The organism is Streptomyces sp. NPDC001407, assembly GCF_042895325.1.
GTDB lineage: Bacteria > Actinomycetota > Actinomycetes > Streptomycetales > Streptomycetaceae > Streptomyces.
The window spans coordinates 25054-47481 of record NZ_JBIAWF010000026.1; the positions used below are offsets into that span (position 1 = coordinate 25054).

At 72.3% G+C, this 22428-nt stretch carries 17 protein-coding genes and 1 tRNA gene; 9 read left to right on the top strand and 9 right to left on the bottom strand.

Going from position 1 to position 22428, the window contains the following annotated elements:
* Nucleotides 1-32: 32 nt before the first annotated feature.
* Nucleotides 33-1346, top strand: coding sequence for a class I SAM-dependent methyltransferase (locus tag ACFY1P_RS28745; RefSeq protein WP_361525484.1), 1314 nt, complete (start codon nt 33-35; stop codon nt 1344-1346).
* A gap of 271 nt (nt 1347-1617) precedes the next feature.
* On the opposite strand, the gene ACFY1P_RS28750 is transcribed toward ACFY1P_RS28745, so the two are convergent.
* Complete coding sequence (locus ACFY1P_RS28750; protein WP_361525487.1) at nt 1618-4149, bottom strand: FtsX-like permease family protein; 2532 nt, start codon at nt 4147-4149, stop codon at nt 1618-1620.
* 56 nt (nt 4150-4205) lie between these two features.
* A complete protein-coding gene (locus ACFY1P_RS28755) occupies nt 4206-4994 on the bottom strand; it encodes an ABC transporter ATP-binding protein (RefSeq protein WP_361525489.1) in 789 nt (262 codons plus the stop codon).
* 402 nt (nt 4995-5396) lie between these two features.
* Here ACFY1P_RS28755 and ACFY1P_RS28760 point away from each other — a divergent pair.
* A tRNA-Leu gene (locus tag ACFY1P_RS28760) sits at nt 5397-5479 on the top strand.
* Nucleotides 5480-5646: 167 nt separating this feature from the next.
* The gene (locus ACFY1P_RS28765) at nt 5647-6492 is read left to right on the top strand and encodes a Bax inhibitor-1/YccA family protein (protein WP_361525492.1); all 846 of its coding nucleotides are present in this window, start codon (nt 5647-5649) and stop codon (nt 6490-6492) included.
* A 136-nt stretch (nt 6493-6628) separates the two neighbouring features.
* Here ACFY1P_RS28765 and ACFY1P_RS28770 read toward each other — a convergent pair whose 3' ends face one another.
* A complete protein-coding gene (locus ACFY1P_RS28770) occupies nt 6629-6859 on the bottom strand; it encodes a DUF4287 domain-containing protein (RefSeq protein ID WP_361525495.1) in 231 nt (76 codons plus the stop codon).
* A gap of 98 nt (nt 6860-6957) precedes the next feature.
* On the opposite strand from ACFY1P_RS28770, the gene ACFY1P_RS28775 reads away from it, so the two are divergent.
* Nucleotides 6958-7296, top strand: a complete 339-nt coding sequence (locus ACFY1P_RS28775; protein ID WP_361525498.1) for a hypothetical protein — start codon at nt 6958-6960, stop codon at nt 7294-7296.
* 12 nt (nt 7297-7308) lie between these two features.
* Here the strand turns inward: ACFY1P_RS28775 and ACFY1P_RS28780 are convergent, their stop codons facing one another.
* From ACFY1P_RS28780 to ACFY1P_RS28790, 3 genes are all read right to left on the bottom strand, one after another.
* On the bottom strand, nt 7309-8136 hold the full coding sequence (locus ACFY1P_RS28780) for a hypothetical protein (RefSeq protein ID WP_361525501.1): 828 nt from the start codon (nt 8134-8136) through the stop codon (nt 7309-7311).
* 218 nt (nt 8137-8354) lie between these two features.
* The gene (locus tag ACFY1P_RS28785; protein WP_390752232.1) at nt 8355-9575 is read right to left on the bottom strand and encodes an acetyl-CoA C-acetyltransferase; all 1221 of its coding nucleotides are present in this window, start codon (nt 9573-9575) and stop codon (nt 8355-8357) included.
* A 715-nt stretch (nt 9576-10290) separates the two neighbouring features.
* On the bottom strand, nt 10291-11316 hold the full coding sequence (locus ACFY1P_RS28790; protein ID WP_361523110.1) for an SGNH/GDSL hydrolase family protein: 1026 nt from the start codon (nt 11314-11316) through the stop codon (nt 10291-10293).
* Nucleotides 11317-12050: 734 nt separating this feature from the next.
* Between ACFY1P_RS28790 and ACFY1P_RS28795 the strand changes: the two genes are divergently transcribed.
* Complete coding sequence (locus tag ACFY1P_RS28795) at nt 12051-13451, top strand: cystathionine beta-synthase (protein ID WP_361523107.1); 1401 nt, start codon at nt 12051-12053, stop codon at nt 13449-13451.
* 379 nt (nt 13452-13830) lie between these two features.
* Here ACFY1P_RS28795 and ACFY1P_RS28800 read toward each other — a convergent pair whose 3' ends face one another.
* Entirely contained in the window at nt 13831-14262 is a 432-nt protein-coding gene (locus ACFY1P_RS28800; RefSeq protein WP_361523104.1) for a hypothetical protein, read from the bottom strand.
* Nucleotides 14263-14365: 103 nt separating this feature from the next.
* On the opposite strand from ACFY1P_RS28800, the gene ACFY1P_RS28805 reads away from it, so the two are divergent.
* Both ACFY1P_RS28805 and ACFY1P_RS28810 read left to right on the top strand, forming a co-directional pair.
* On the top strand, nt 14366-15730 hold the full coding sequence (locus ACFY1P_RS28805) for an acyl-CoA synthetase (protein WP_390752233.1): 1365 nt from the start codon (nt 14366-14368) through the stop codon (nt 15728-15730).
* Between the two features lie 107 nt (nt 15731-15837).
* A complete protein-coding gene (locus ACFY1P_RS28810; protein ID WP_390752234.1) occupies nt 15838-16689 on the top strand; it encodes a MurR/RpiR family transcriptional regulator in 852 nt (283 codons plus the stop codon).
* Between the two features lie 7 nt (nt 16690-16696).
* Here the strand turns inward: ACFY1P_RS28810 and ACFY1P_RS28815 are convergent, their stop codons facing one another.
* Entirely contained in the window at nt 16697-17953 is a 1257-nt protein-coding gene (locus ACFY1P_RS28815; RefSeq protein ID WP_390752235.1) for an alpha/beta hydrolase family protein, read from the bottom strand.
* Nucleotides 17954-18361: 408 nt separating this feature from the next.
* Here ACFY1P_RS28815 and ACFY1P_RS28820 point away from each other — a divergent pair, with 408 nt between their 5' ends.
* On the top strand, nt 18362-18967 hold the full coding sequence (locus ACFY1P_RS28820) for a hypothetical protein (protein ID WP_361533985.1): 606 nt from the start codon (nt 18362-18364) through the stop codon (nt 18965-18967).
* On the opposite strand, the gene ACFY1P_RS28825 is transcribed toward ACFY1P_RS28820, so the two are convergent.
* Complete coding sequence (locus ACFY1P_RS28825) at nt 18951-20252, bottom strand: diaminopimelate decarboxylase (protein ID WP_390752236.1); 1302 nt, start codon at nt 20250-20252, stop codon at nt 18951-18953. The two genes, ACFY1P_RS28820 and ACFY1P_RS28825, sit on opposite strands and share 17 nt — an antisense overlap.
* A 205-nt stretch (nt 20253-20457) precedes the next feature.
* On the opposite strand from ACFY1P_RS28825, the gene hutU reads away from it, so the two are divergent.
* The gene (gene hutU / locus ACFY1P_RS28830; protein ID WP_361533979.1) at nt 20458-22122 is read left to right on the top strand and encodes a urocanate hydratase; all 1665 of its coding nucleotides are present in this window, start codon (nt 20458-20460) and stop codon (nt 22120-22122) included.
* Nucleotides 22123-22428: the final 306 nt, after the last annotated feature.

Consider the following 22428-nt stretch of genomic DNA (forward strand, 5'->3'; position numbering starts at 1 on the left):
TCTCCTGACCTTGCATCATGGAGGTGTGCGACATGGCCGACGCCGCTCGACGGCTCACCACGCTCGTGGAAGACGTACTGGGAGCGCCGCTCCCCGTCCGGATCCGCGCCTGGGACCGCAGCGAGTACGGCCCTCCGGGTACGCCCACCCTGGTCATCCGCCACCGCCGCGCCCTCCGCCGGCTGCTCTGGAAGCCCGGCGAGCTGGGCCTGGCCCGCGCCTGGGTCGCGGGTGAGATCGACGTCGAGGGCGATCTCTACGAAGCGCTCGACCTGCTCGCCGGCACGCTCTGGGAGCGCGGCGAGGACAGCGGCCGCAAGAGCGGCCCGGCCGCCCTGCTGGCCGCCGCGCGCGACCCGCGCCTGCGGGCCGCGGCCGCCACACTGGCCAAGCTCGGCGGCCCCGGCCTCCCGCCCCGCCCGCCGCGCGAGGAGGCCCCGAGGACCGGCGGCCGCCTGCACACCCTGCGCCGCGACAAAGAGGCCATCAGCCACCACTACGACGTGGGCAACGCCTTCTACGAGAAGGTGCTCGGCCCCTCCATGGTCTACTCCTGCGCCTACTGGGAGAGCCCGGACGGCACCCTCGAGGACGCCCAGCGGGCCAAGCTCGACCTGGTCTGCCGCAAGCTCGACCTCCAGCCCGGCCAGCGGCTGCTGGACGTCGGCTGCGGCTGGGGCTCGATGGTGCTGCACGCGGCCCGCGAGTACGGCGTGAGCGCGGTCGGCATCACCCTCTCCGAGGAGCAGGCCGCGTACGGCCGCAAGCGCGTCGCCGAGGCCGGGCTCGCGGACCGCGTCGAGATCCGGGTGCAGGACTACCGCGAGATCTCCGACGGCCCCTTCGACGCCATCTCCTCCATCGGCATGGCCGAGCACGTCGGTTCCGTGCGCTACGCGGAGTACGCCGCCGATGTGCACGCCCTCCTCAAGCCGGGCGGCCGCCTGCTCAACCACCAGATCGCGCGGCGCCCGCTGATGGACGAAGAGGGCTACGAGACGGACGAGTTCATAGACCGCTACGTCTTCCCGGACGGCGAGCTGGCCCCGGTGGGCCGGACCGTCGCGCAGCTGGAGGAAGCCGGCTTCGAGGTCCGGGACGTGGAAGCGATCCGCGAGCACTACGCGCTGACGCTGCGTCAGTGGGTGAAGAACCTGGAGTCCCACTGGGACGACGCGGCCCGCCTGACGTCCCCCGGCCGCGCACGGGTCTGGCGCCTCTACATGGCGGCGTCCGCCCTCTCCTTCGAACGCAACCGCATCGGGGTGAACCAGGTCCTGGCCGTCCGCACACCGGAGTCGGGGGCGTCGGGCATGCCGCTGCGGGCGCGGGAGTGGCGGGGTTAGCAACACGTACGCCGGACGGGCTGAATTGCACGGGCGGTACCCGTAACCTGCGGCTCGCAGGTTACGGACTACGGTCCGCACAATCAGCCCGTCCGGCGTTTGAGGACGCTCCCCCAGACTTCGTCCGGGGGGACCCCCAGCAGGGCGCTCTCCGCCGCAGGCGGCAACGGACCGGCAGCCGGGGGTCTGGGGCACGAGCCCCAGTTACGGGAAGGGGCGGGGCTGGGGAAAGGAAACCCCGGCCCCGCCCCGCACCCGCACCCGCGACTGCCTACTCCGCCTTAATGGCGGAGAGCATGTTCAGCCGAGCCGCCCGCCGCGCAGGCCAGAGCGCCGCCAGGACGCCGACCAGCGCGGCCATCAGCAGGAAGACGGCCATCCGGCCAAACGGCAGCACCATCTCGTACGTGCCGAGGCTCTTGCCGATGAGTTCACCGGCCGCCCAGCCGAAGAACACGCCGAGGCCGACGCCGAGCACTCCGCCGAAGAGCGAGATGATCAGCGACTCCAGCCGCACCATGCGCTTGATGCCCTTGCGGTCCAGGCCGATGGCGCGCAGCATGCCGATCTCCTGCGACCGCTCGAAGACGGACATCGCGAGGGTGTTGACGACGCCGAGGACGGCGACTATCACGGCCATGGCGAGCAGCCCGTAGAGCATGTTCAGCAGCAGGCTGATGGCCTTGGCTATCTCGTTGGAGATGTCCTTCTTGTCCTGGATCTGGATGGCCGGGTTGTCGCCGAGGGCCGTGCGCAGGGAGTCCTTGGCCGACTCGCTCGTGCCGGCCTTCGTCTTGACCATGACCTGCTGGTCATTGACGACGCTCTGGTGCGGGGCGAGGGTCGAGGCGTCGACCATGATGCCGCGCATCAGCTCGTTGCCCTTGTAGACGCCCGAGACGGTGAGCTTGCCCTGCTTGCCGTCCTCGAAGGTGGCGTTCACCGTCGAGCCGAGCTTCCAGCCGTGGGACTTGGCGGTGCTCTCGTCGACGACCGCCTTGCCGGCGGTGAGGCCGTCGAAGGAACCGGCGGTGAAGTCGAGCTTGGTGAGCTCCTTGATGCTCTTGCCGTCGACGCCGGTCAGCTGCTCGCGGTCGCCGTCGATCCGGGAGGCGGACATGCGCAGCGGGCTGCTGGCGGTGACGCCGGGAGCGGTCGCGAGCTTCTTGGCGACGTCGGGGGAGAGCGGGGTGTGCGACGCCATGGAGACGACGTAGTCGGCCTTGATGGCGGAGGTGGCCATCTTGTCGATGGCCTGCTGCACGCTGCCCGCGATGACCGTCAGGCCCGTGATCAGGGTGAGGCCGATCATCAGCGCGGAGGCGGTCGCGGCGGTGCGGCGCGGGTTGCGGACCGCGTTCTGCCGGGCGAGCTTGCCGGAGATCCCGAAGAGGCGCAGGACGGGCGCCGCGGCCGCGATCATCGGGCGGGACAGCAGCGGGGTGAGCACGAAGACGCCGATGAGCAGCAGGCCCGCGCCGAGCCCCATGACGCCCTTGCCGTCGCTCATGCCGGTGGAGGCGAGGACCGCGGCGATGCCCGCGCCGGACAGCAGCGCGCCGATGGTGTTGCGCACGACCAGGGAGCGGGTGGTGGCTACGGCGTGCACGCTGTTCATCGCGGCGACCGGCGGGATCTTCGCGGCGCGGCGGCCGGGCAGCCAGGCGGCGAGCATGGTCACGACGATGCCGACGACCAGGGAGGTGACGACCGTGCCGGGGGAGACGACGAGCGGGCCGTCGGGGACGGTGGCCCCGGCGCCGTTCATCAGGGAGCGCAGCCCGGCGCCGATGCCGATGCCCGCGAGCAGGCCGGTGACGGCCGCGACCGCGCCGACGACGAACGCCTCGGTGAGCACCGAGCGGGTGACCTGGCCGCGGCTGGCGCCGACGGCGCGCATCAGGGCCAGTTCCTTGGTGCGCTGGGCGACCAGCATGGTGAAGGTGTTGGCGATGATGAAGATGCCGACGAAGAGCGAGATGCCCGCGAAGGCCAGCATGCCGGTCTTCATGCCGTCCATGCCCTGGGCGATCACCTTCGCCTGCTCGTCGGCGAGCTCCTTGCCGGTGGTGGCCTCGGCGTCCTTCGGCATGACCTTGCCGAGGGCGCTCTTCAGGGCGTCCTGCGAGGTGCCGGGGGCGGCCTTGACGTCGATCTCGCTGAACTCGCCGGGCCGGCCGTAGAGCTTCTGCGCGGTGGCGGTGTCGAAGAGGGCGAGGCTGCCGCCCGCTGAGACGTTGCCGTCGTCGGTGGTGAAGACGCCGGTGAGCTTCTTCTCCAGGACCGGGCCGTCGACCGAGAGGCGGACGGTGTCGCCGACCTTGTAGCCGCCGCGGTCGGCGGTCTTGGCGTCGAGGACGAGCTCGTTCGCGTTCCGCGGCGCGCGGCCGTCCTTCAGCGGATAGCGGGAGTCCTTGCCGTCGGCGCCGGGGTAGTAGTTGGCGCCGGCGGAGTTGAAGCCCTCGCCGACGAGCTTGCCGTGCTTGTCGGCCACCGCGGCGAAGCCGCCGACGGTGCCGGTCGCGGAGGCGGCGCCGGGCACCTTGCCGGCCTGGTCGAGCAGGTGCTGGGTGAGCTTGGGCGCCTCGCCCGGCCTGCCCTGGTCGCTGTCCGCCGTGTGGGGCTGGATCGCGACGTCGACGTGGTCGAAGCCCTTCTGGGAGCTCTTCTGGAAGGCGTCCGAGATGGTGTTGGTGAAGACCAGGGTGCCGGAGACGAAGGCCACGCCGAGCAGCACGGCGAGTACGGTCATCAGCAGCCTGGCCTTGTGCGCGAGCACATTGCGCAAGGCGGTACGGAACATGGTCGGTCAGTCCTGGGGGAGTGGGCTGGCGTGAGCTGGCGGGGCGGGCTGCGTGATCAGCTCGTACGGCCCTTGGCGTCGAAGCGCTTCATGCGGTCGAGGACGGTGTCGGCGGTCGGGTCGTACAGCTCGTCGACGATGCGGCCGTCCGCGAGGAAGACGACGCGGTCGGCGTAGGAGGCGGCGACGGGGTCGTGGGTGACCATGACGACGGTCTGGCCGAGCTCGCGGACGGAGTTGCGCAGGAAGCCCAGGACCTCGGCGCCGGAGCGGGAGTCGAGGTTTCCGGTCGGCTCGTCGGCGAACATGATCTCGGGCTTGCCGGCCAGCGCGCGGGCCACGGCGACGCGCTGCTGCTGGCCGCCGGAGAGCTGGTTGGGCCGGTGCTTCAGGCGCCCGGAGAGGCCGACGGTGTCGACGACCATGTCCAGCCACTTCTGGTCGGGCTTGCGGCCGGCGATGTCCATGGGGAGCGTGATGTTCTCCAGGGCGGTCAGCGTCGGCAGCAGGTTGAACGCCTGGAAGATGAAGCCGATCTTGTCGCGCCGGAGGCGGGTGAGCTTCTTGTCGCCCAGCGACGTGAGCTCGGTGTCACCGATGCGGGCGGAGCCGCGGGAGACGGTGTCCAGGCCGGCCATGCAGTGCATCAGCGTGGACTTGCCGGAACCGGACGGGCCCATGATCGCGGTGAATTCGGCCTGGCGGAATTCCACGGAGACGGAGTCCAGCGCGACCACCTGGGTCTCGCCGTGTCCGTAGACCTTGGTGAGATCCGTGGCGTGGGCCGCCACCGCGGTGGGGCGGGCGGCGGTCTGGACGCCGAGGGGGGAGCTGGAGGGTCGCACGGTGGAGCGCTCCGATCGGGACGGGGTGCGGGGGACTTACACCATCGTCCGTCGTGGATCGGCCCCGGGGATCAGCCCCAGCTCCCGTTCCCGGGGCAGACCACGGAGGTATCCGGAAGCGGTCGCCTCCTCCTTGGGTATGACGGAAACCCTGACCGAACGGCGTCGAGATTGCGACAATTCCGGTCGCGGCCGGGGGCGGGGCACGGAGCAGGGGGTATCGGCCCGTGGCATGTGCCTTTGACGTGGTTCTTGCGCTGATGCTCCCTCAGTTGCCAATAAAATAAGACAACCTCGGGTCCTCGTTCCGCTGTTTGGGGGGCGCTCCCGGGCTAGGCTCATCCTGCTCTCCTTGTAACAGAGAGGCTCGCGCGCCTACCCGCCCGCACGCCCGAGAGCCCTGCCCGGATGGTGGAATGCAGACACGGCGAGCTTAAACCTCGCTGGCCCTTCGGGCCGTGCCGGTTCAAGTCCGGCTCCGGGCACTCTTCTGCTTCATGGCGCCCACTCTCCGTAGGGAACCGACTGCCCCCGGTTCTCGTTCTCCTCCTGTGGCAGGGGAGAAAAGATCGTCCCCCGGTACGAGCTCATTCCTTTGCCTACCCATTACCCTGGTTCGCAAGGCCGCGCACGGTGGCCATGGAGGAGTGAGATGAGGAGCAGCAACCCGGTCTTCTCGCGAGGGTTCCGCGACAACAACGGCTACGCGGGCTTCACCGCCGGGCCGCAGGCCGGGACCGCGGCCCAGGGAAACCCCTACGCGAGCAACCCCTACGCACAGCCCACCAACCCCTACGCGCAGGGCGGGCCGGACCTCCGGCAGGGCGCCCCCGCGCGCCCGGGCCGCATGACGATGGACGACGTCGTCATGCGCACGGCCATGACGCTGGGCCTGGTGATCGTCGGCGCCGCCTTCGGCTGGGCCACCGACCTGTCGCCGATGATCGGCTTCGGCGCCGCCATCGTCGCCGCGGTGCTCGCCATCGTCCAGACGTTCAAGTCGAAGCCCTCCCCGGCGCTCATCCTGGGCTACGCCCTCTTCGAGGGTGTCTTCCTCGGCGTCGTCAGCAAGGCGTACAACAGCTACGCGGACGGTGCCGCGGTGCAGGCGGTCCTCGGCACGCTGGCGGTCGCCGTCGGCACGCTGATCGCCTACAAGTCCGGCCTGATCCGGGTCAACAACCGCTTCTACCGCGTGGTGACGGCCGCCGCCATCGGCTTCTTCCTGCTGACGATGGTCAATCTGCTGTTCGCCGCCTTCGGTGGCGGTGACGGCCTCGGCCTGCGCAGCGGTGCGCTCGGCATCGGCGTCGGTGTCATCGGCGTGCTGCTCGGCGCGGCCTATCTGGCGATGAACTTCAAGGAGATCGAGGACGGCGTGCAGTACGGCGCCCCCCGCGACGCCTCCTGGACGGCCGCCTTCGGCCTGACCATGTCGCTGGTGTGGATCTATCTGGAGATGCTGCGCCTGGTCTCCATCCTCCAGGGCGACGACTGACCCCACGGGGCCGGTCCGCTGTGACTGACGAAGGGCCCGGGATCCACCTGCCAGGTGGATCCCGGGCCCTTCGCCGTGGGTGCCCCGTTGCGCGCCGTGGTGTCGGTGGTTTGGCCGGGGGGATCGCGTACGTCCGCTACCGCAGCTTTCGTGCCGCCCGCCGGAGGTCGTACTCATGGACAATCGCTTTGGCGTGGCCGTAAGCGAGCTCGTGCTCTCCCCGCAGCCAGCTGACCTTCTCCTCGAAGCGGAGGAGAGAGGGGCCCTCGTCGACCGTGCGCAGCCAGTCGGCCACTTCGCGGCCGGTGCAGTGCGGGATCCGGGAGAGCAGATTCCGGTGGGTTTCGTCGGAGAAGACGTGGGACATCGGCGCCTCCGGACGCGTCGGATGATGGTCCTTCCTGCCACCGTGCCTGAGTGTTCAGACGTTGGCAACAGTCCGTCCACAGCGCATAGGCTCACGGCGTGGATGATCTGACGCCTCTTCTGGCCGCCGTGGACGGTTTCGCCGACCGGCTGCGTGCCCTGCCGCAGTCCCGCCTGAGCAGGGGAGCCGCCGCGGAAGCGCTGGCACTCGCTCGCGAGTTGGCGGCGTGGACCCAGCGGATCGAGGAACCGGAGGCCGGCGAGCCGAGGGAGATGCCGGAAGCGGGCATGTTCGCGGTGGCTGACCAAGTGGCCGTCGCCGGTCACGATTTGGCCGAAGCGCTCACCGCGACCGACGGGAAGCCGCTGCCCGAGGGGATCGGGGCCGCCGAGGCGATGGCACTGATCGAGGCCGCGGCGCAGCGCTGCGGGCTCTGACCCCGCCCGCGACTACAGCGAGGCGATGACGCGGTCCGCGAGGACGTAGATCCGCTCCGCCGCGCAGCCGAACGTCAGGGTGTACGCGCCGGACACGCCGGAACCGCCCAGCAGCACGGGCGCGTCCCCGGCGTGCAGCGCGTCCGCGAGGCGCTCGGCGGTCTCGCGGTGGCCGGGGGTCATGCAGAGCGTGGTGCCGTCGGCGAAGGCATAGACGTCGAGGGTGCCGAGCGGGCCGGGGCGCACGTCGGTGAGCGGGACGCGGGCGTCCGCGAGCTCGCCGAGCCGCTCGACGGTGCTCTCGTGGTCGCCCACCAGCGGCATGGGCGTGAAGTCGGGGTGCGAGGGGTGGCGGCGGCGCGCGGCCGCCAGCTCCGGCGACCCGTCCGCCTCGGACCCGTCCGCCGCGTCGAGCGGATCCAGTCCGACGAAGTCCGCCTGCCGGGGCAGACAGCCGCCGTACGGGCCCTCGGGGGCGAGCAGGTCGTCACCGAATCCGGGCAGCCCGCCCAGCAGCGACGGGGCGTCGGCGGCGGTGCTGAGGTCCCGGCTCTCCTGCGCGGCCCAGAACGCGCGGGCCTCGGCCAGCTCCCGCTCCCGCTCCTCGGCCAGCGCGTCGGCGACGGCCGCACGTATCTCGGAGATCTCCGCCGCCGCGGGCGCGGTGCGCGCCGCGGGCACCGGGGCGATGCCGCGCCGCTCCGTCGCGGCGGCCGCCGCGAGGTCGGCACGCAGGGCGCTGATCTGCCGGCGGAGGCCGCGGGTGCTGTACAGGGCGGCGGCTCCCACGGCCGCCGCCGAGGCAGCGGCCAGCAGCAGGGCAAGGTTCATGGCGCTCACTGACGTACTCCCGGTTGCTATGGATCCCCCAGATTCCTACCTCAGGTTGACGCTCCGCGCCGTACGGCCCCAGTGCGAAACGTCATGAAACGGACGGGACCTAGGTCCTGGACGTTGTGCCTTCAACATCCCTGACCTGGGGAAACGAATCGCCCTCACGACGCACATCACATCCTGGGGGCGATTCGGTCACGTTCACATACGGACTCCGCGGCAGCTCAGCTCAGTCGCTCGATGACCATCGCCATGCCCTGCCCGCCGCCCACGCACATCGTCTCCAGGCCGAACTGCTTGTCGTGCCACTGGAGCGAGTTGATGAGCGTGCCCGTGATGCGCGCGCCGGTCATGCCGAAGGGGTGGCCGACCGCGATCGCGCCGCCGTTGACGTTGACCTTGTCCAGGTCGGCGCCCAGCGCGCGGTAGGAGGGGATGACCTGGGCGGCGAACGCCTCGTTGATCTCGATCAGGTCGATGTCACCGATGCCGAGCCCGGCCCGGCGCAGCGCCTGCTCGCTCGCCTCGACCGGGCCGTAGCCCATGATCTCGGGGGAGAGCGCGGAGACGCCGGTGGAGACGATCCGGGCGAGCGGGGTCAGGCCCAGCTCCCGCGCCTTGGTGTCGGACATGATCACCAGGGCGGCGGCGCCGTCGTTGAGCGGGCAGCAGTTGCCGGGCGTGATCAGGCCGTCCGGACGGAAGGACGGCTTCAGGCCCTGCACGCCCTCCAGCGTCACGCCCGCGCGCGGCCCGTCGTCCTTGCTCACGACCGTGCCGTCCGGGGTGGTGACCGGGGTGATCTCGCGCTCCCAGAAGCCCTGCTTGATGGCTTCCTCGGCGAGGTTCTGCGAGCGGACGCCGAACTCGTCCATCTCCTGCCGGGTGATCCCCTTCAGGCGGGCGAGGTTCTCCGCGGTCTGGCCCATCGCGATGTACGCGTCCGGCACCAGGCCGTCCTCGCGCGGGTCGTGCCACCCCTCCCCGCCCTGCTCCGCGCGGGCGGCCGTACGCGCCTCGGCTTCGGCGAAGAAGGGGTTGTGGCTGCCCGGCATGCCGTCGGAGGAGCCGTTCACGCTCCGCGAGACCGTCTCGACGCCCGCCGAGATGAAGACGTCGCCCTCGCCGGCCTTGATCGCGTGCAGCGCCATCCGCGACGTCTGGAGCGAGGAGGAGCAGTAGCGGGTGATCGTGCAGCCGGGCAGGTGGTCCATGCCCATCTGTACGGCCACGATCCGGCCGAGGTTGTGGCCCTGCTCGCCACCGGGCAGGCCGCAGCCGAGCATCAGGTCGTCGATGTCGCGCGGGTCGAGCCCGGGGACCTTCGCGAGGGCGGCCTCGATGATCGTCGCGGTCAGGTCGTCGGCCCGCATGTCCTTCAGCGAGCCCTTGAAGGCGCGACCGATCGGGGAACGGGCGGTTGAGACGATCACGGCTTCGGGCATCACGGCTCCAGGGGGCGTGAGGGGGCTGGACTCTGATGGAAGTTACCCGCGCGTAGGGCTGGGGTCACGGGGGCTTCACTGTGATGCGGACCTCTTTTGCAAGCGTACGCTTTCCGTGCGGTTGCTTTGGTGGCTGCGGGTCGGTTGGCGCCTGCGGCGGGCTCTTTCCCCTACCCCGCCCCTTCCCGGCTGCATCTGATGTGCGGCTCCGCCGCGTGGGGGCTGCGTGCCCCGGACCCCCGGCTGTCTCGCCGTGGCCGCCTGCGGCGGGCTTTGTTCCCCTACCCCGCCCCTTCCCGAAACTGGGGGCAAGCCCCCAGACCCCCGAAACTGGGGCGCTGCCCCAGACCCCGAACCTCAGGTCCGTTGCCGCCTGCGGCGGAGAGCGCCCTTCGGGCGCGTCCTCAAACTCCCCCAGCTACCTCCCCCAGACTCCGTCCGGGGGTGCCCCCAGAGGTGCCCCCAACGGGCTGAAAAGCAAAAGCATGGCGCACCCGGCGAAAAGCAAAGTATGGCGTGCCCCGGAACCTGATGTTGCTCTCCGGCGGGAGGGGGTGGGGTCGGAGGGTGGGGTTCTGGAACGCGGTGCGTCGTCACGGCACCCAATGCGTCTCACGGTGCCCGCACCGCGTTCCAGGTCCTCAGCCCGGAGGCCCCACCCCCGGCACCCACAACCCAAGCCCGGCCGGCGTTTGAGGCCGCCCGCCGCAGGCGGCTAGCCTCGCGGGACGCGGGACCACATGTGGTGCGGAGTCGCCTCCGTGTGAGACGGGAGGCGACGCCGTTTGCGGTGTTTCAGGAGCGCCCACCGGCCACGCGCCGCCGTGACCTCCGTGCCGCCCTCGGCCGCCGCCTCCGCCGCCGCGCGAGCGACCGGCAGGATGCCCTCGCGGCGGGCCGCGTCGGGGCGCTCCTCGTCCTCGGGCCAGAGGCCGAGCGCCGCGCAGAGGGTGGGGAGCACGGCCATGGCCGCCGTCGCGTACCCCTCGGCGGAGGGGTGGTAGTTGTCGGGACCGAACAGCTCCCGGGGGTTCTGCTCGAACTCCGGCCCCAGCAGCGCGCCCAGCGAGACCGTACGGCCTCCGGCCTCCAGCACTCCTATCGTCTGGGCCGCCGCCAGCTGCCGGCTCTGCCGCCGGGCCAGCCACCGCAGCGGCTGATAGACCGGCTCGATCGTGCCCAGGTCCGGGCAGGTGCCGACCACGACCTCGCTGCCCGCCTCGCGCAGCCGGCGGACGGCGTCGGAGAGCAGGCGTACGGAGCGGGCGGCGGGCATGCCGTGGGTGACGTCGTTGGCGCCGATCATGATCACGCATACGTCGGGGGCGCGGACGCCGTCCTCGACGAGGAGGGTCACCTGCCGGTCCAGGTCGTGCGACTGGGCGCCGGACAGCGCGACGTTGCGCAGCTCCACCGGCCGCTCGGCGACGGCGGCGAGCCCCGATGCCAGCAGGGCGCCGGGGGTCTGGCGGGGCCGGTGCACGCCCTGGCCCGCGGCGGTGGAGTCGCCGAGGACGCCGAGCAGCAGCGGCTCGCGGCCGAGCCGGTGGACGAAGGCCGAGCCGTAGCGGCCGTCCGCGTGCGGGGGTGCCTCGTGCAGGCCGCCGACGATCCGCCGGGCCAGCCGGGCCTCGGTGAGCAGCACGCCGAACGCGGTGGCGCCGAGCAGGCCGATGCCGCCGCCGCCGTACGCTGCCGCGGCGGCGATGCGGCGGGCTGCGCGCGCTCTCGACATGGACATGGTCTGCTTCACCTCCTGCTGCTGGTTCTTTCCCCAGCCCCGCCCCTCCCCGAAACGGGTACGCCTGCGGCGGGCCTTTTTCCCCTGCCCCGCCCCTTCCCGGCTGCGTCTGATGTGCGGCTCCGCCGCGTGCGGGGCTTCGCCTGCGGCGCTTTGTTCCCCTGCCCCGCCCCTTCCCGGCGGCGTCTGATGTACGGCTCCGCCGCGTGCGGGGCTTCGCCCCAGACCCCCTGACCGCGCTTCGCGCGGTGTCCTCAAACGCCGGACGGGCTGGATTGCACGGACCGTAGTCCGTAGCCTGCGGGCCGCAGGGATTGCGGACTGCGGTCCGTACATCCAGCCTGGTCGGCGCCGCCGGTTACGAGCCACGGTCCGTGCAATCCAGCTCGTGCGGCGTCGCAGGCTACGGACTACGGTCCGCAAAATCAGCCCGGCCGGCGTTTGAGGCCGCCCGCCGCAGGCGCGACGGACCCGCACCATCCAGCTCGTGCGGCGTCGCAGGCTACGGACTACGGTCCGCGAATCCAGCCCGGCCGGCGTTTGAGGCCGCCCGCCGCAGGCGCCACGGACCCGCACCATCCAGCCCACGCGCCCGCAGGGCGCCGCCCCCGCCGCAGGCGGCACGGACGGCAACCCGGAAGATCACCCGCACCCCACCCGCCAAGCGCGGACGCGCATAGGCTGGAGACACGGGCACGCGACAGCCGCTAGTGCCCCCGACCGCGGAGATCACCGTGCAGTATCACGATTCGATGATTGAGCTCATTGGCAATACCCCGCTGGTGAAGCTCAACAACGTGACCGAAGGCATTCAGGCCACCGTCCTTGCCAAGGTCGAGTACCTCAACCCCGGCGGTTCGGTGAAGGACCGCATCGCCGTGCGGATGATCGAAGCCGCGGAGAAGTCCGGGGAGCTCAAGCCGGGCGGCACGATCGTGGAGCCGACGTCCGGCAACACGGGCGTGGGGCTGGCGATGGTGGCCCAGCAGAAGGGCTACAAGTGCATCTTCGTCTGCCCGGACAAGGTGTCCATGGACAAGATCAATGTGCTCCGCGCCTACGGTGCCGAGGTCGTGGTCTGCCCGACCGCCGTCGATCCCGAGCACCCCGACTCGTACTACAACGTCTCCGACCGCCTCGTCCGTGAGACGCCCAACGCCTGGAAGCCCGACCAGTACAGCAACCCCAACAACCCGCGTTCCCACTACGAGACCACCGGTCCGGAGATCTGGGAGCAGACGGAGGGGAAGATCACCCACTTCGTCACGGGCGTCGGCACCGGTGGCACCATCAGCGGCACCGGCCGTTATCTGAAGGAGGCCAGCGGCGGCAAGGTCAAGGTCATCGGCTCCGACCCGGAGGGCTCGGTCTACAGCGGCGGCTCGGGCCGGCCGTATCTGATCGAGGGCGTCGGCGAGGACTTCTGGCCGACCGCCTACGACCAGGGCGTCGCGGACGAGATCGTCCCGGTCTCCGACAAGGACGCCTTCCAGATGACGCGCCGCCTCGCCAAGGAGGAGGGCCTGCTGGTCGGCGGGTCCTGCGGCATGGCCGTCGTCTCCGCGCTGCGCGTCGCCGAGCGGCTCGGCCCGGACGACGTCGTCGTCGTGCTGCTGCCCGACAGCGGCCGCGGTTACCTCAGCAAGATCTTCAACGACGAGTGGATGGCCAACTACGGCTTCCTGGACGAGGGCGGCGCGACCGCCCGCGTCGCCGACGTCCTCAAGCGCAAGGACGGCGAGCTCCCCTCGCTGGTGCACATGCACCCCGAGGAGACCGTCGGCGAGGCCATCGAGGTGCTCCGCGAGTACGGCGTCTCGCAGATGCCCATCGTCAAGCCGGGCGCGGGGCACCCCGATGTGATGGCCGCCGAGGTCGTCGGCTCGGTCGTGGAGCGGGAGCTGCTGGACGCGCTGTTCGCCAAGCGCGCCTCGCTCTCCGACCCGCTGGAGAAGCACATGTGCGCCCCGCTGCCGCAGGTCGGCTCCGGTGAGCCGGTCGCGGGCCTGATGGCCGTGCTCGGCAGCGCGGACGCGGCGGTCGTGCTGGTCGAGGGCAAGCCGAAGGGCGTGGTGAGCCGTCAGGACCTGCTCGCCTTCCTCGCCGAGGACGCGAACGGCACCGCGGCCAAGTAAGGCCGCCGGCGTCAGGTGAACGGCAAGAGGCGCACCCGAGCCGTAAAAGGTACGTATGCGTCACGCGCCCGCAGCACGGGCTTAACAACGGTCCGGCATATTGAGGGGTGTCGGCAGGGAGCGCGCTCCCGGGCCGGCACCCCGAAGCGGCGGCAGGACTTCCGGAGCGGCTCCCGGACTCCACGGCCGTCCGGACGCGGAGGACCGGCCCAGGCCGGGGCCCGTGTCCTCGCGGGGACCGCCGTCGTCCCGACCCCGGCCACGGCCGGGGTGCGGCGGCCCCCGCGCTTCCCGCCGGAAGCGGGGCCGCGTTCTGTGTCCGCCCGTCACCAGGGCGCGGCTCTGTCACCGCCCGCGGCGCACCGCCCGTGAACTCCCGCTACTTCCAGTCGGAGTCCGGCTTGCGCCGCCCCGGCCAGGGGAACACCCCCGAGGAATTGAGGGCGTTGACGCCCACGATGCCCGCCCAGCACACCACCAGGCCCGCCAGGTGCGCGTTCACCACGGCGATGGCCGACAGCGGGATCGCCAGCACCAGGGAGATCGCGGCGAAGCCGAAGCGCTCGCCGAAGTTGCCGCCGCCCGGCCCGCCCGCGCCGGGGCGGGTGCCGCGGGCGGCGCTCATCTGCGCCTCGGCGAGGTGCCTGCGCACCCGCCGGTCGATCGCCTCGTCGAGCTTGTGGTCGACCTTCTCCAGGAAGCTCTCGACCAGCTCGGGCTCGTACTCCGGACCCAGCTCCTTGCGGGTCTGGAGCGTCGCGTCGAGTTCCTTGCGCAGCTCGGGCTTGAGGTCGGGGTCATGGGCCGTCATGGCAGTGACGATACGGTCGGAGCCCGCCCCGCGTCGCTGGGGCTAGCACCCGTATCCGCAGTGGGGGAGGCCCCGGCCGCCGCCCCCGTGGAAGGAGCAGTACGTGCACGGACCGACCGTACCCCTGCTCGCGTCCCTCACCACAGGGACCGACTCCGCCGACGCCCTCACCGTCGCCGGCCGCCCCTGCTCGCGGGAGGAACTGCTGGGCGCCGCCCGGGCGGTGGCCGCCCGCGTCGCCGGCGCGCCCTGCGTGGCCGTACAGGCGGAGGCCACGCTGGAGACCGTGGTGGCCGTCGTGGGCTCGCTGCTCGCCGGGGTGCCCGTGGTGCCGCTGCCCCCGGACGCCGGGCCCGCGGAGCGCGACCACATCCTGCGCGACTCCGGCGCCGCGCTGGTCCTGGGCGCCGGGGGAGACCTCCCGGTCGACATACGGGAACGGGCCGACTGGACCGGCCCCGAGGCGGACCCCGCCACCACCGCCCTGATCCTCTACACCTCCGGCACCACCGGCTCGCCCAAGGGCGTGGAGATCCCGCGCGGCGCCGTCGCCGCGGGCCTGGACGGGCTGGCCGACGCCTGGCAGTGGACCGCCGAGGACACCCTCGTGCACGGCCTGCCGCTCTTCCACGTGCACGGCCTCGTCCTCGGCGTGCTGGGCGCGCTGCGCACCGGCAGCCGCCTGGTGCACACAGGCCGGCCGACCCCCGAGGCGTACGCGGCGGCGGGCGGCAGCCTCTACTTCGGCGTGCCGACCGTGTGGTCCCGCGTCGTGCGCGACCCGGCGGCCGCCCGCGCGCTGGGCAAGGCGCGGCTGCTGGTGTCGGGCAGCGCGGCGCTCCCCGCGCCCGTCTTCCGCGACCTGGAGCAGCTCACCGGGCAGCGGCCCGTCGAGCGCTACGGCATGACCGAGACCCTCATCACCCTCTCGACCCGCGCCGACGGCGAGCGCCGCCCCGGCTCGGTGGGCCTGCCGCTGCCGGGCGTGCGGACGCGGCTCGCGCGGACCGAGAACGGCATCGGCGAGCTGGAGCTGTGCGGGCCGACCCTCTTCACCGGCTACCTGGGCCGCCCGGAGGCGACCGCGGCGGCGCACACGGAGGACGGCTGGTTCCGTACGGGCGACATCGCCACCGTCGAGCCCGACGGCATGCACCGCATCGTGGGCCGCGCCTCCACCGACCTCATCAAGTCCGGCGGTTACCGCGTCGGCGCGGGCGAGGTCGAGAACGCCCTGCTCGACCACCCGGCCGTGAGCGAGGCCGCCGTCGTGGGCGTCCCGCACGACGACCTCGGCCAGGAGATCGTCGCCTACGTAGTGGCCGACGGCGTGAGCGAGCAGGCACTGATCGACTTCGTGGCCGGACACCTCTCCGTCCACAAGCGGCCCCGTCGCGTCCGCTTCCTGGAGGCGCTGCCCCGCAACGCCATGGGCAAGCCGCAGAAGAAGCTGCTTCCACCCGTGTGAGCCGCACGGCCGCCCCGGGCCCTGCATAATTCCATGCAGAGCCCGGGATCGGTGAATGGCCGAGGTGGTCCGGGACCGCGCACAGCCGACGACCGATGGAGGGCCCGATGAGCGACAACGGAGGCGAACCCGAAGCCACCGCCCGGCTGCAGAAGCTTTTCGAGGGCCACCGGCTGACCCCCACCCAGCGGCGCATCGCCCACTGCATGGTGCGGCGCTCCGCCGACGCGCCCTTCCTCTCCAGCGTCGAGCTCGCCGAGCTCGCCGGCGTCAGCCAGCCCTCCGTGACCCGCTTCGCGGTCGCCCTCGGCTTCGACGGCTACCCCGCGCTTCGGCGGCACCTGCGCGACGTCGTCCCCGCCGCCGCGACGGACGGCGACAGCTCGTACAACGAATACCAGCAGGCCGTCCAGGCGGAGATCGACAACCTCCGCCACCTCTCCTCGCTGCTCGCCGACCCCGAACCCGTCACCCGCGCCGGGCGGTTGCTCGCCCGGTCCCGGCCGCTGCCCGTGCTCGGGCTGCGCGCCGCCACCGCGCAGGCCGCCGGGTTCGCCTACTTCGCGCGCAAGGTCCACCCCGACGTGCGGCTCCTGGACGAGGGCGGCACGCTGCTCGCCGACCGCATCGACGCGGCCGTGCGCGCCGGGGCGAGCACCCTGCTGTGCTTCGCGCTGCCCCGCCACCCGCGCGAGGTCGTCGAGGCGCTGGAATACGCGCGTGGCGAGGGCCTGACGGTCGTCACCGTCGCGGACTCCACCTTCGCCCCCGTCGCCCGCCACAGCGACCTCCTCCTGCCGGCCGCCGTCGGCACCGGCCTCGCCTTCGACACCGCGTGTGCGCCGATGCTCCTGGGACGAGTGCTCCTGGAGTCCATGTGCGACGCGCTGCCGGACGCGCAGGCGCGGCTGGAGGAGTTCGACGCGAAGGCGGCGGCGCGGGGGCTGTTCGTGGAGTAGGCCTGGCTCAGCCCTTGGGTGCCATCTCCGGGAAGCGGGCCGACGGGCCGTCCAGGAGGTGGTCGTCGTGGCCCTTGAGGAACCGGTCGAAGAACGACACCACGTACGCGCGTTCCGCCGCCACCGCCCGCCCCGGCGGCACGGAACCGATGTCCTTGCCCAGCTGCTCCGCCGTCAGCGCGCCCTGCTCGGCGAACGCGGGCAGCAGGGAGGGCGCGTCGGTGTACGTGCCGTGCTCCGCGCCCGTCATCTTCCACTCCGCCTGCCAGCCGCGTGTGTGCTGTCGGAACGCGTCCCACGACGGCCTGTTGTCCGCCGCTCCCGCACCGTCCGAGCCCAGCAGGAGGAACGGCCGGTCGACGCCCTCGCGCGCGGCCGGACTCAGCGTCTGGCCGGAGGCGTCCGGCAGCGGGAAGTCCATCTGCCCGTCCATGTTGATGCCCGCCTTCACCCGGCGGTCGTCGTGCATCGTCTGGGCCGCGGTGAACCCGCCCGCGGACTGCCCGGCCATCCCCACCCGACCCACGTCCATCGAGCGCCCCAGGCCACGCGGCAGACCCGCTCGCCACTTCGCGTCGTCCAGCGTGTCCAGGACGAACCGGCTGTCGCCCACCCGGGCCCCCATCGCCGTCCGCAGCGTCTCGTCGACCTTCTCCACCGGCGCGCCGGCGAGGGAGGGCAGCACGGACCCGGCCAGCCGGCCGCCGGGCAGGCGCACCTCGGAGGAGTCGTAGGTGTGGTCGACGGTGACGACCACGTACCCGCGCGAGGCCAGCTCCTCCACGAGCCCGGTGTTCCAGGTGCGCGGGTCGCCCAGGCCGGACGAGTACAGCACCACCGGCAGCCCCCGGCTCCCGCGCGCCACGGGCACGTCCACGCGCGCGTGCGTACGCGTGCCCGCCCAGTCGGCGGCGCCGGCCTTCACGCCGTAGTTGAAGACGGCGGCACCGCGCCCGGACCCGAAGTGCGCGGCGGAGGGCCGGTCCATCTGCGGCGCGACTTCCTGCGCGCCCGGGTCCGCCGGATAGAACAGGCTGACCATCAGCTCCCGGTCGCCTCCCTTCCACGGGTCCTTGCGGCCGGTGTCCACCAGATGCCGGGTTGTCGTGCCGACGGCGTACGGGCCGGTGGGGGCGGGTAGTTGTGCCCTTTGCTGCGCGTGCGCGTGCGATACGGGCGTGAGCGCGCTCAGCAGCCCGGTCAGCGCGAGCGCTCCGGCGGCGAGGAGGGCTCGCCTCTTCAGTCGTTGCTCTTGTGCGGGCATTTCGGGGCCCCTTTCTGCTCGCCGGATGCGGTGAATTTAGGCGGGGGGTGGGGGCGGTGTCGTCATACGGTGGGGGCAAGGGTGGGGTGATACCGGGGTATGAGGGCGGTGGGGTTGCCGCCTGCGGCGGGAGCGGCCTGCGGCCGCGTCCTCAAACGCCGGACGGGCTGAAAAGAATGGCGCACCCACATCAGCCAAATCCAGCCCGTCCGGCGATTGAGGACAGCGCGCGAAGCGTGCTTCGGGGTCTGGGGCGGAGCCCCAGTTTCGGGAAGGGGCGGGTAGGGGAAAAGCCCGCCGCAGGCGCCACCCCACCGCCCCCCATTCTCAGCCCCCGCTCAGAAACATTCGCTAGCCTGCCGCAGGCAACACCCACCCGAAACCCACGCAAAAGGGAGGAAACAAACCATGGGGCGCGGCTCACACGCACTGGCCCGAGTAGCAGTGATCGTCAGAGCACCCGCCGCCTGGCTGTGGTGGCCAGGGCTGCTGAGCGCGGCCGTCGGCGCGCTCGTCCCGGGGGTCACCGGGCGGCGGATCGGGCTGCTCGCGGGGGTGGCTCTCTTCCTGGTCGTGGGCGGCGCGGTCTTTCTCGCCCGGCGCGGCCGTTACAGAGAGCTGGCGCGCGGCGCGTCCCGCGCGGGCAAGGCGGTCTTCCTCCAGGACCGCCGCGTGACCATGCGCAACTGGCGGCGCGCACGCCGCTGGTGGCTGCTGGTCGCCTTCCTCGCGGCCGTCGGCTCGTCCTTCGCGGTGCCCGCCGCGGGCGGCCTCGCGCTCGCCGGTGCGGGTGCGGGCCTGTGGGCGAAGGCGCTGTGGATCGGCGGGCTGGAGCGGGACGCCGAGACGCTGTTCTGGGTGCGCGCGGAGTGGGCGCGTTCGGCTCCCACCGCCAAGGCCGTGCCCGGCTACCTCACCACCGGGCTCGCCGCGGGCGACGCGCTCCCCGGCGGCGCCCGTCGCCGCGGACCTCGCCGTGCCGCGCGCGGTGCGGCGGTCAGCGCAGCGCGCTGAGTTCCGTGGCGTGGGCGGCGCCGCTCTCGGCGACCAGCTCCGCCATGCTCTGCGGGGCACGCACGGTGGCGAATCGCGTCCGGCCTTCTGCCGACGCGTAGCCGTAAACCCCCGGCCGGGGGAGCGAGTTGTACGCGAAGTGGTTCGAGAAGTAGTACGCGCCGGTGTCCAGCAGCGCCACGTGGTCGCCCGGCTCCAGCGGTGGCAGCGGCCGGTCCACGGCGATCAGGTCGCCCGCGAAGCAGCACGGTCCGGCGAGGGTCTGCGGCACGGGACGGCCCTGCTTGGGCCACCCCTGCGCGTCGTATGCCACCACCCGCAGCGGCCAGGACTCCGGCGCGAAGACCGTACGGGTGGCCACCTGCGCGCCCGCGTGCGTCACGGCGATCCGGCGGCCGCCCGCCGACTTGGTGTACTCCACGCGGGCCAGCACCATGCCGCTCTTCGCGAGCAGCGACCGGCCGAACTCGGTCACCACGCCGTAGCGGCCGTCGAACAGGCCCGGCACGGTGGCGGACAGCAGCCGCGCGTACTCCTCGAACGTCGGCGTCACCTCGTCCGACGCGAAGTTCACGGGCAGGCCGCCGCCGATGTCCAGCGTCCGCACCTGCGGCCGGCCCACCGCGCGGTTGATCTCCTCGGCCAGCTCGTACGTGTCCCGTACGCCCTCGGCCATCAGCGGGGGCGGGCAGCCCTGCGAGCCGACGTGCGCGTGCAGCCGGGTCAGCCACGGCCGCTCCACGAAGGCCCGCACCAGCCACTCCCGTGCCCCCTCGTCCCGCAGGGCCACCCCGAACTTCGAGGTCTCCGTGGCCGTGCTCAGGGCGGCGATGCTGCCGGTGCCGAGCTGCGGGTTGACCCGGATCCCGAGGGACGAGGCTGTGGGGGCCCCGGCCGTGAGCCGGTCCAGGCGGGCCAGCTCCTGCCGGTTGTCGGCGTTGACCGCGATGCCGTGGGCGAGCGCCTCGCGCAGTTCCTCCGTCGTCTTGGCGGGGGAGTCCAGGACGATGCGGTCCGGGGGCACCCCGGCCGTGCGCGCGAGGGCGAGCTCGCCGGAGCTGGCGACCTCGCAGCCGACGCGCTGCCCGGCGAGCAGGTGGAGCACGGGCACCAAGGGCGCGGCCTTGACGGCGAAGGTGTGCAGGGCGGTGGTGGGGAAGGCGGCGTGCAGGGCGGTGGCGGCGTCGCGGATGCCCTGTACGTCGAGGAGGCCGGCGAGCGGCTCGCGGGGGCCGACGACGCCCTGGGCGACGGCTGCGCGCACGGCCTGGTCTCTGGAGGTCATGGGGCTCCCTTTCGGTGGCTCCGTACTGATTGCCCCGAAGTCGCGCGGCGAATACCGGCAGCGGCCACTTCCGTTTCCGGCGGGCCCACCTGTTGACTGGTGGTATTCACTGTCACAAGATGTGAAGCGTTCTATTCAAGGTTCTCTTCAGATCACCGGCTAGATCACCGGCGCCCCACGGAGCGCCGCCAGGGAGGCAGGGCCCATGTCCGGACCGCGACCCGTCCGAGCGCCGCGCGGCACGCAGCTGAGCACCCTGGGGTGGCAGCAGGAAGCCGCCCTCCGCATGCTTCAGAACAACCTCGACCCCGAGGTCGCCGAGCACCCGGACAAGCTGGTCGTCTACGGCGGCACCGGCAAGGCGGCCCGCGACTGGCGCTCCTTCGACGCCATGGTCCGCACGCTGGAGACGCTGAAGCAGGACGAGACGATGCTCGTCCAGTCCGGCCGCCCGGTCGGCGTGATGCAGACGCACGAGTGGGCCCCGCGCGTCCTGATCGCCAACTCCAACCTCGTGGGCGACTGGGCGAACTGGGAGGAGTTCCGGCGCCTGGAGGCCCTCGGCCTCACCATGTACGGCCAGATGACGGCCGGTTCGTGGATCTACATCGGCACCCAGGGCATCCTCCAGGGCACGTACGAGACGTTCGCCGCCGTCGCCGCCAAGAAGTTCAACGGCACGCTCGCCGGGACGATCACGCTGACCGCAGGGCTCGGCGGCATGGGCGGCGCCCAGCCGCTGGCCGTCACGATGAACGACGGCGTCGCCCTCTGTATCGACTGCGACCCGCGCGCCATCGAGCGCCGCATCGAGCACCGCTACCTCGACGTCAAGGCCGACTCCCTCGACCACGCCCTCCAGCTCGCGGTCGAGGCACGCGACGCGCGCCGCCCGCTGTCGATCGGCGTCCTGGGCAACGCGGCGGAGCTCGTACCGCAGCTGCTCGCCATGGACGCCCCCATCGACATCGTCACGGACCAGACCTCCGCCCACGACCCGCTCGCGTATCTGCCGGTCGGCGTGGACTTCGACGAGATGGCCTCGTACGCCGCCGAGAAGCCCGCCGACTTCACCCAGCGGGCCCGCGAGTCGATGGCCCGGCACGTCGAGGCCATGGTCGGCTTCATGGACGCCGGGGCCGAGGTCTTCGACTACGGCAACTCCATCCGCGGCGAGGCGCAGCTCGCGGGCTACGACCGGGCCTTCGCGTTCCCCGGCTTCGTGCCCGCGTACATCCGGCCGCTGTTCTGCGAGGGCAAGGGCCCCTTCCGGTGGGCGGCGCTGTCCGGCGACCCCAAGGACATCCACGCGACCGACAAGGCGATCCTCGACCTCTTCCCCGAGAACGAGTCCCTCGCGCGCTGGATCAAGATGGCGCAGGAGCGCGTCCACTTCCAGGGCCTCCCGGCCCGCATCTGCTGGCTCGGCTACGGCGAGCGGGACCGCGCGGGCGAGCGCTTCAACGACATGGTGGCCTCGGGCGAGCTGTCCGCGCCCATCGTCATCGGCCGCGACCACCTCGACTGCGGCTCGGTGGCCTCGCCCTACCGCGAGACCGAGGCCATGCTCGACGGCTCCGACGCGATCGCGGACTGGCCGCTGCTGAACGCCATGGTCAACGTGGCCTCCGGCGCGTCCTGGGTCTCCCTCCACCACGGCGGCGGCGTCGGCATGGGCCGCTCGATCCATGCGGGCCAGGTGACGGTCGCCGACGGCACGCCGCTGGCGGGCGAGAAGATCCGCCGCGTCCTGACGAACGACCCGGGCATGGGCGTGATCCGGCACGTGGACGCCGGCTACGACATCGCGGAGTCGGTGGCACAGGACCGCGGGGTCCGCGTCCCGATGCGCGAGGGTGACCAGGCATGACCGACTCGGATGTGCCGCGCCCCGAAAGGGGCGCGGGGAACTGCGCGACCGGCCCCCACCGGCCCGCGGCCGGTGACGAATCGCGGACTCCCGCGACGGCGGACGGCCCGCGTGGAAACCGGCCCGAGCGCAATCAAGCCCGTCCGGCGGCTGAGGACACCGCTGAGGACACCCCGCGAAGCGCGGCCGGGGGCCCGGGGGCTACCCCCGGTTCGGGAAGGGGCGGGGTGGGGAAAAAGCCCGCCGCAGACGCACCCGCCGCACCCGCCACCCCCACCCCACCGCCCACCACCCCCTCCTTCCACG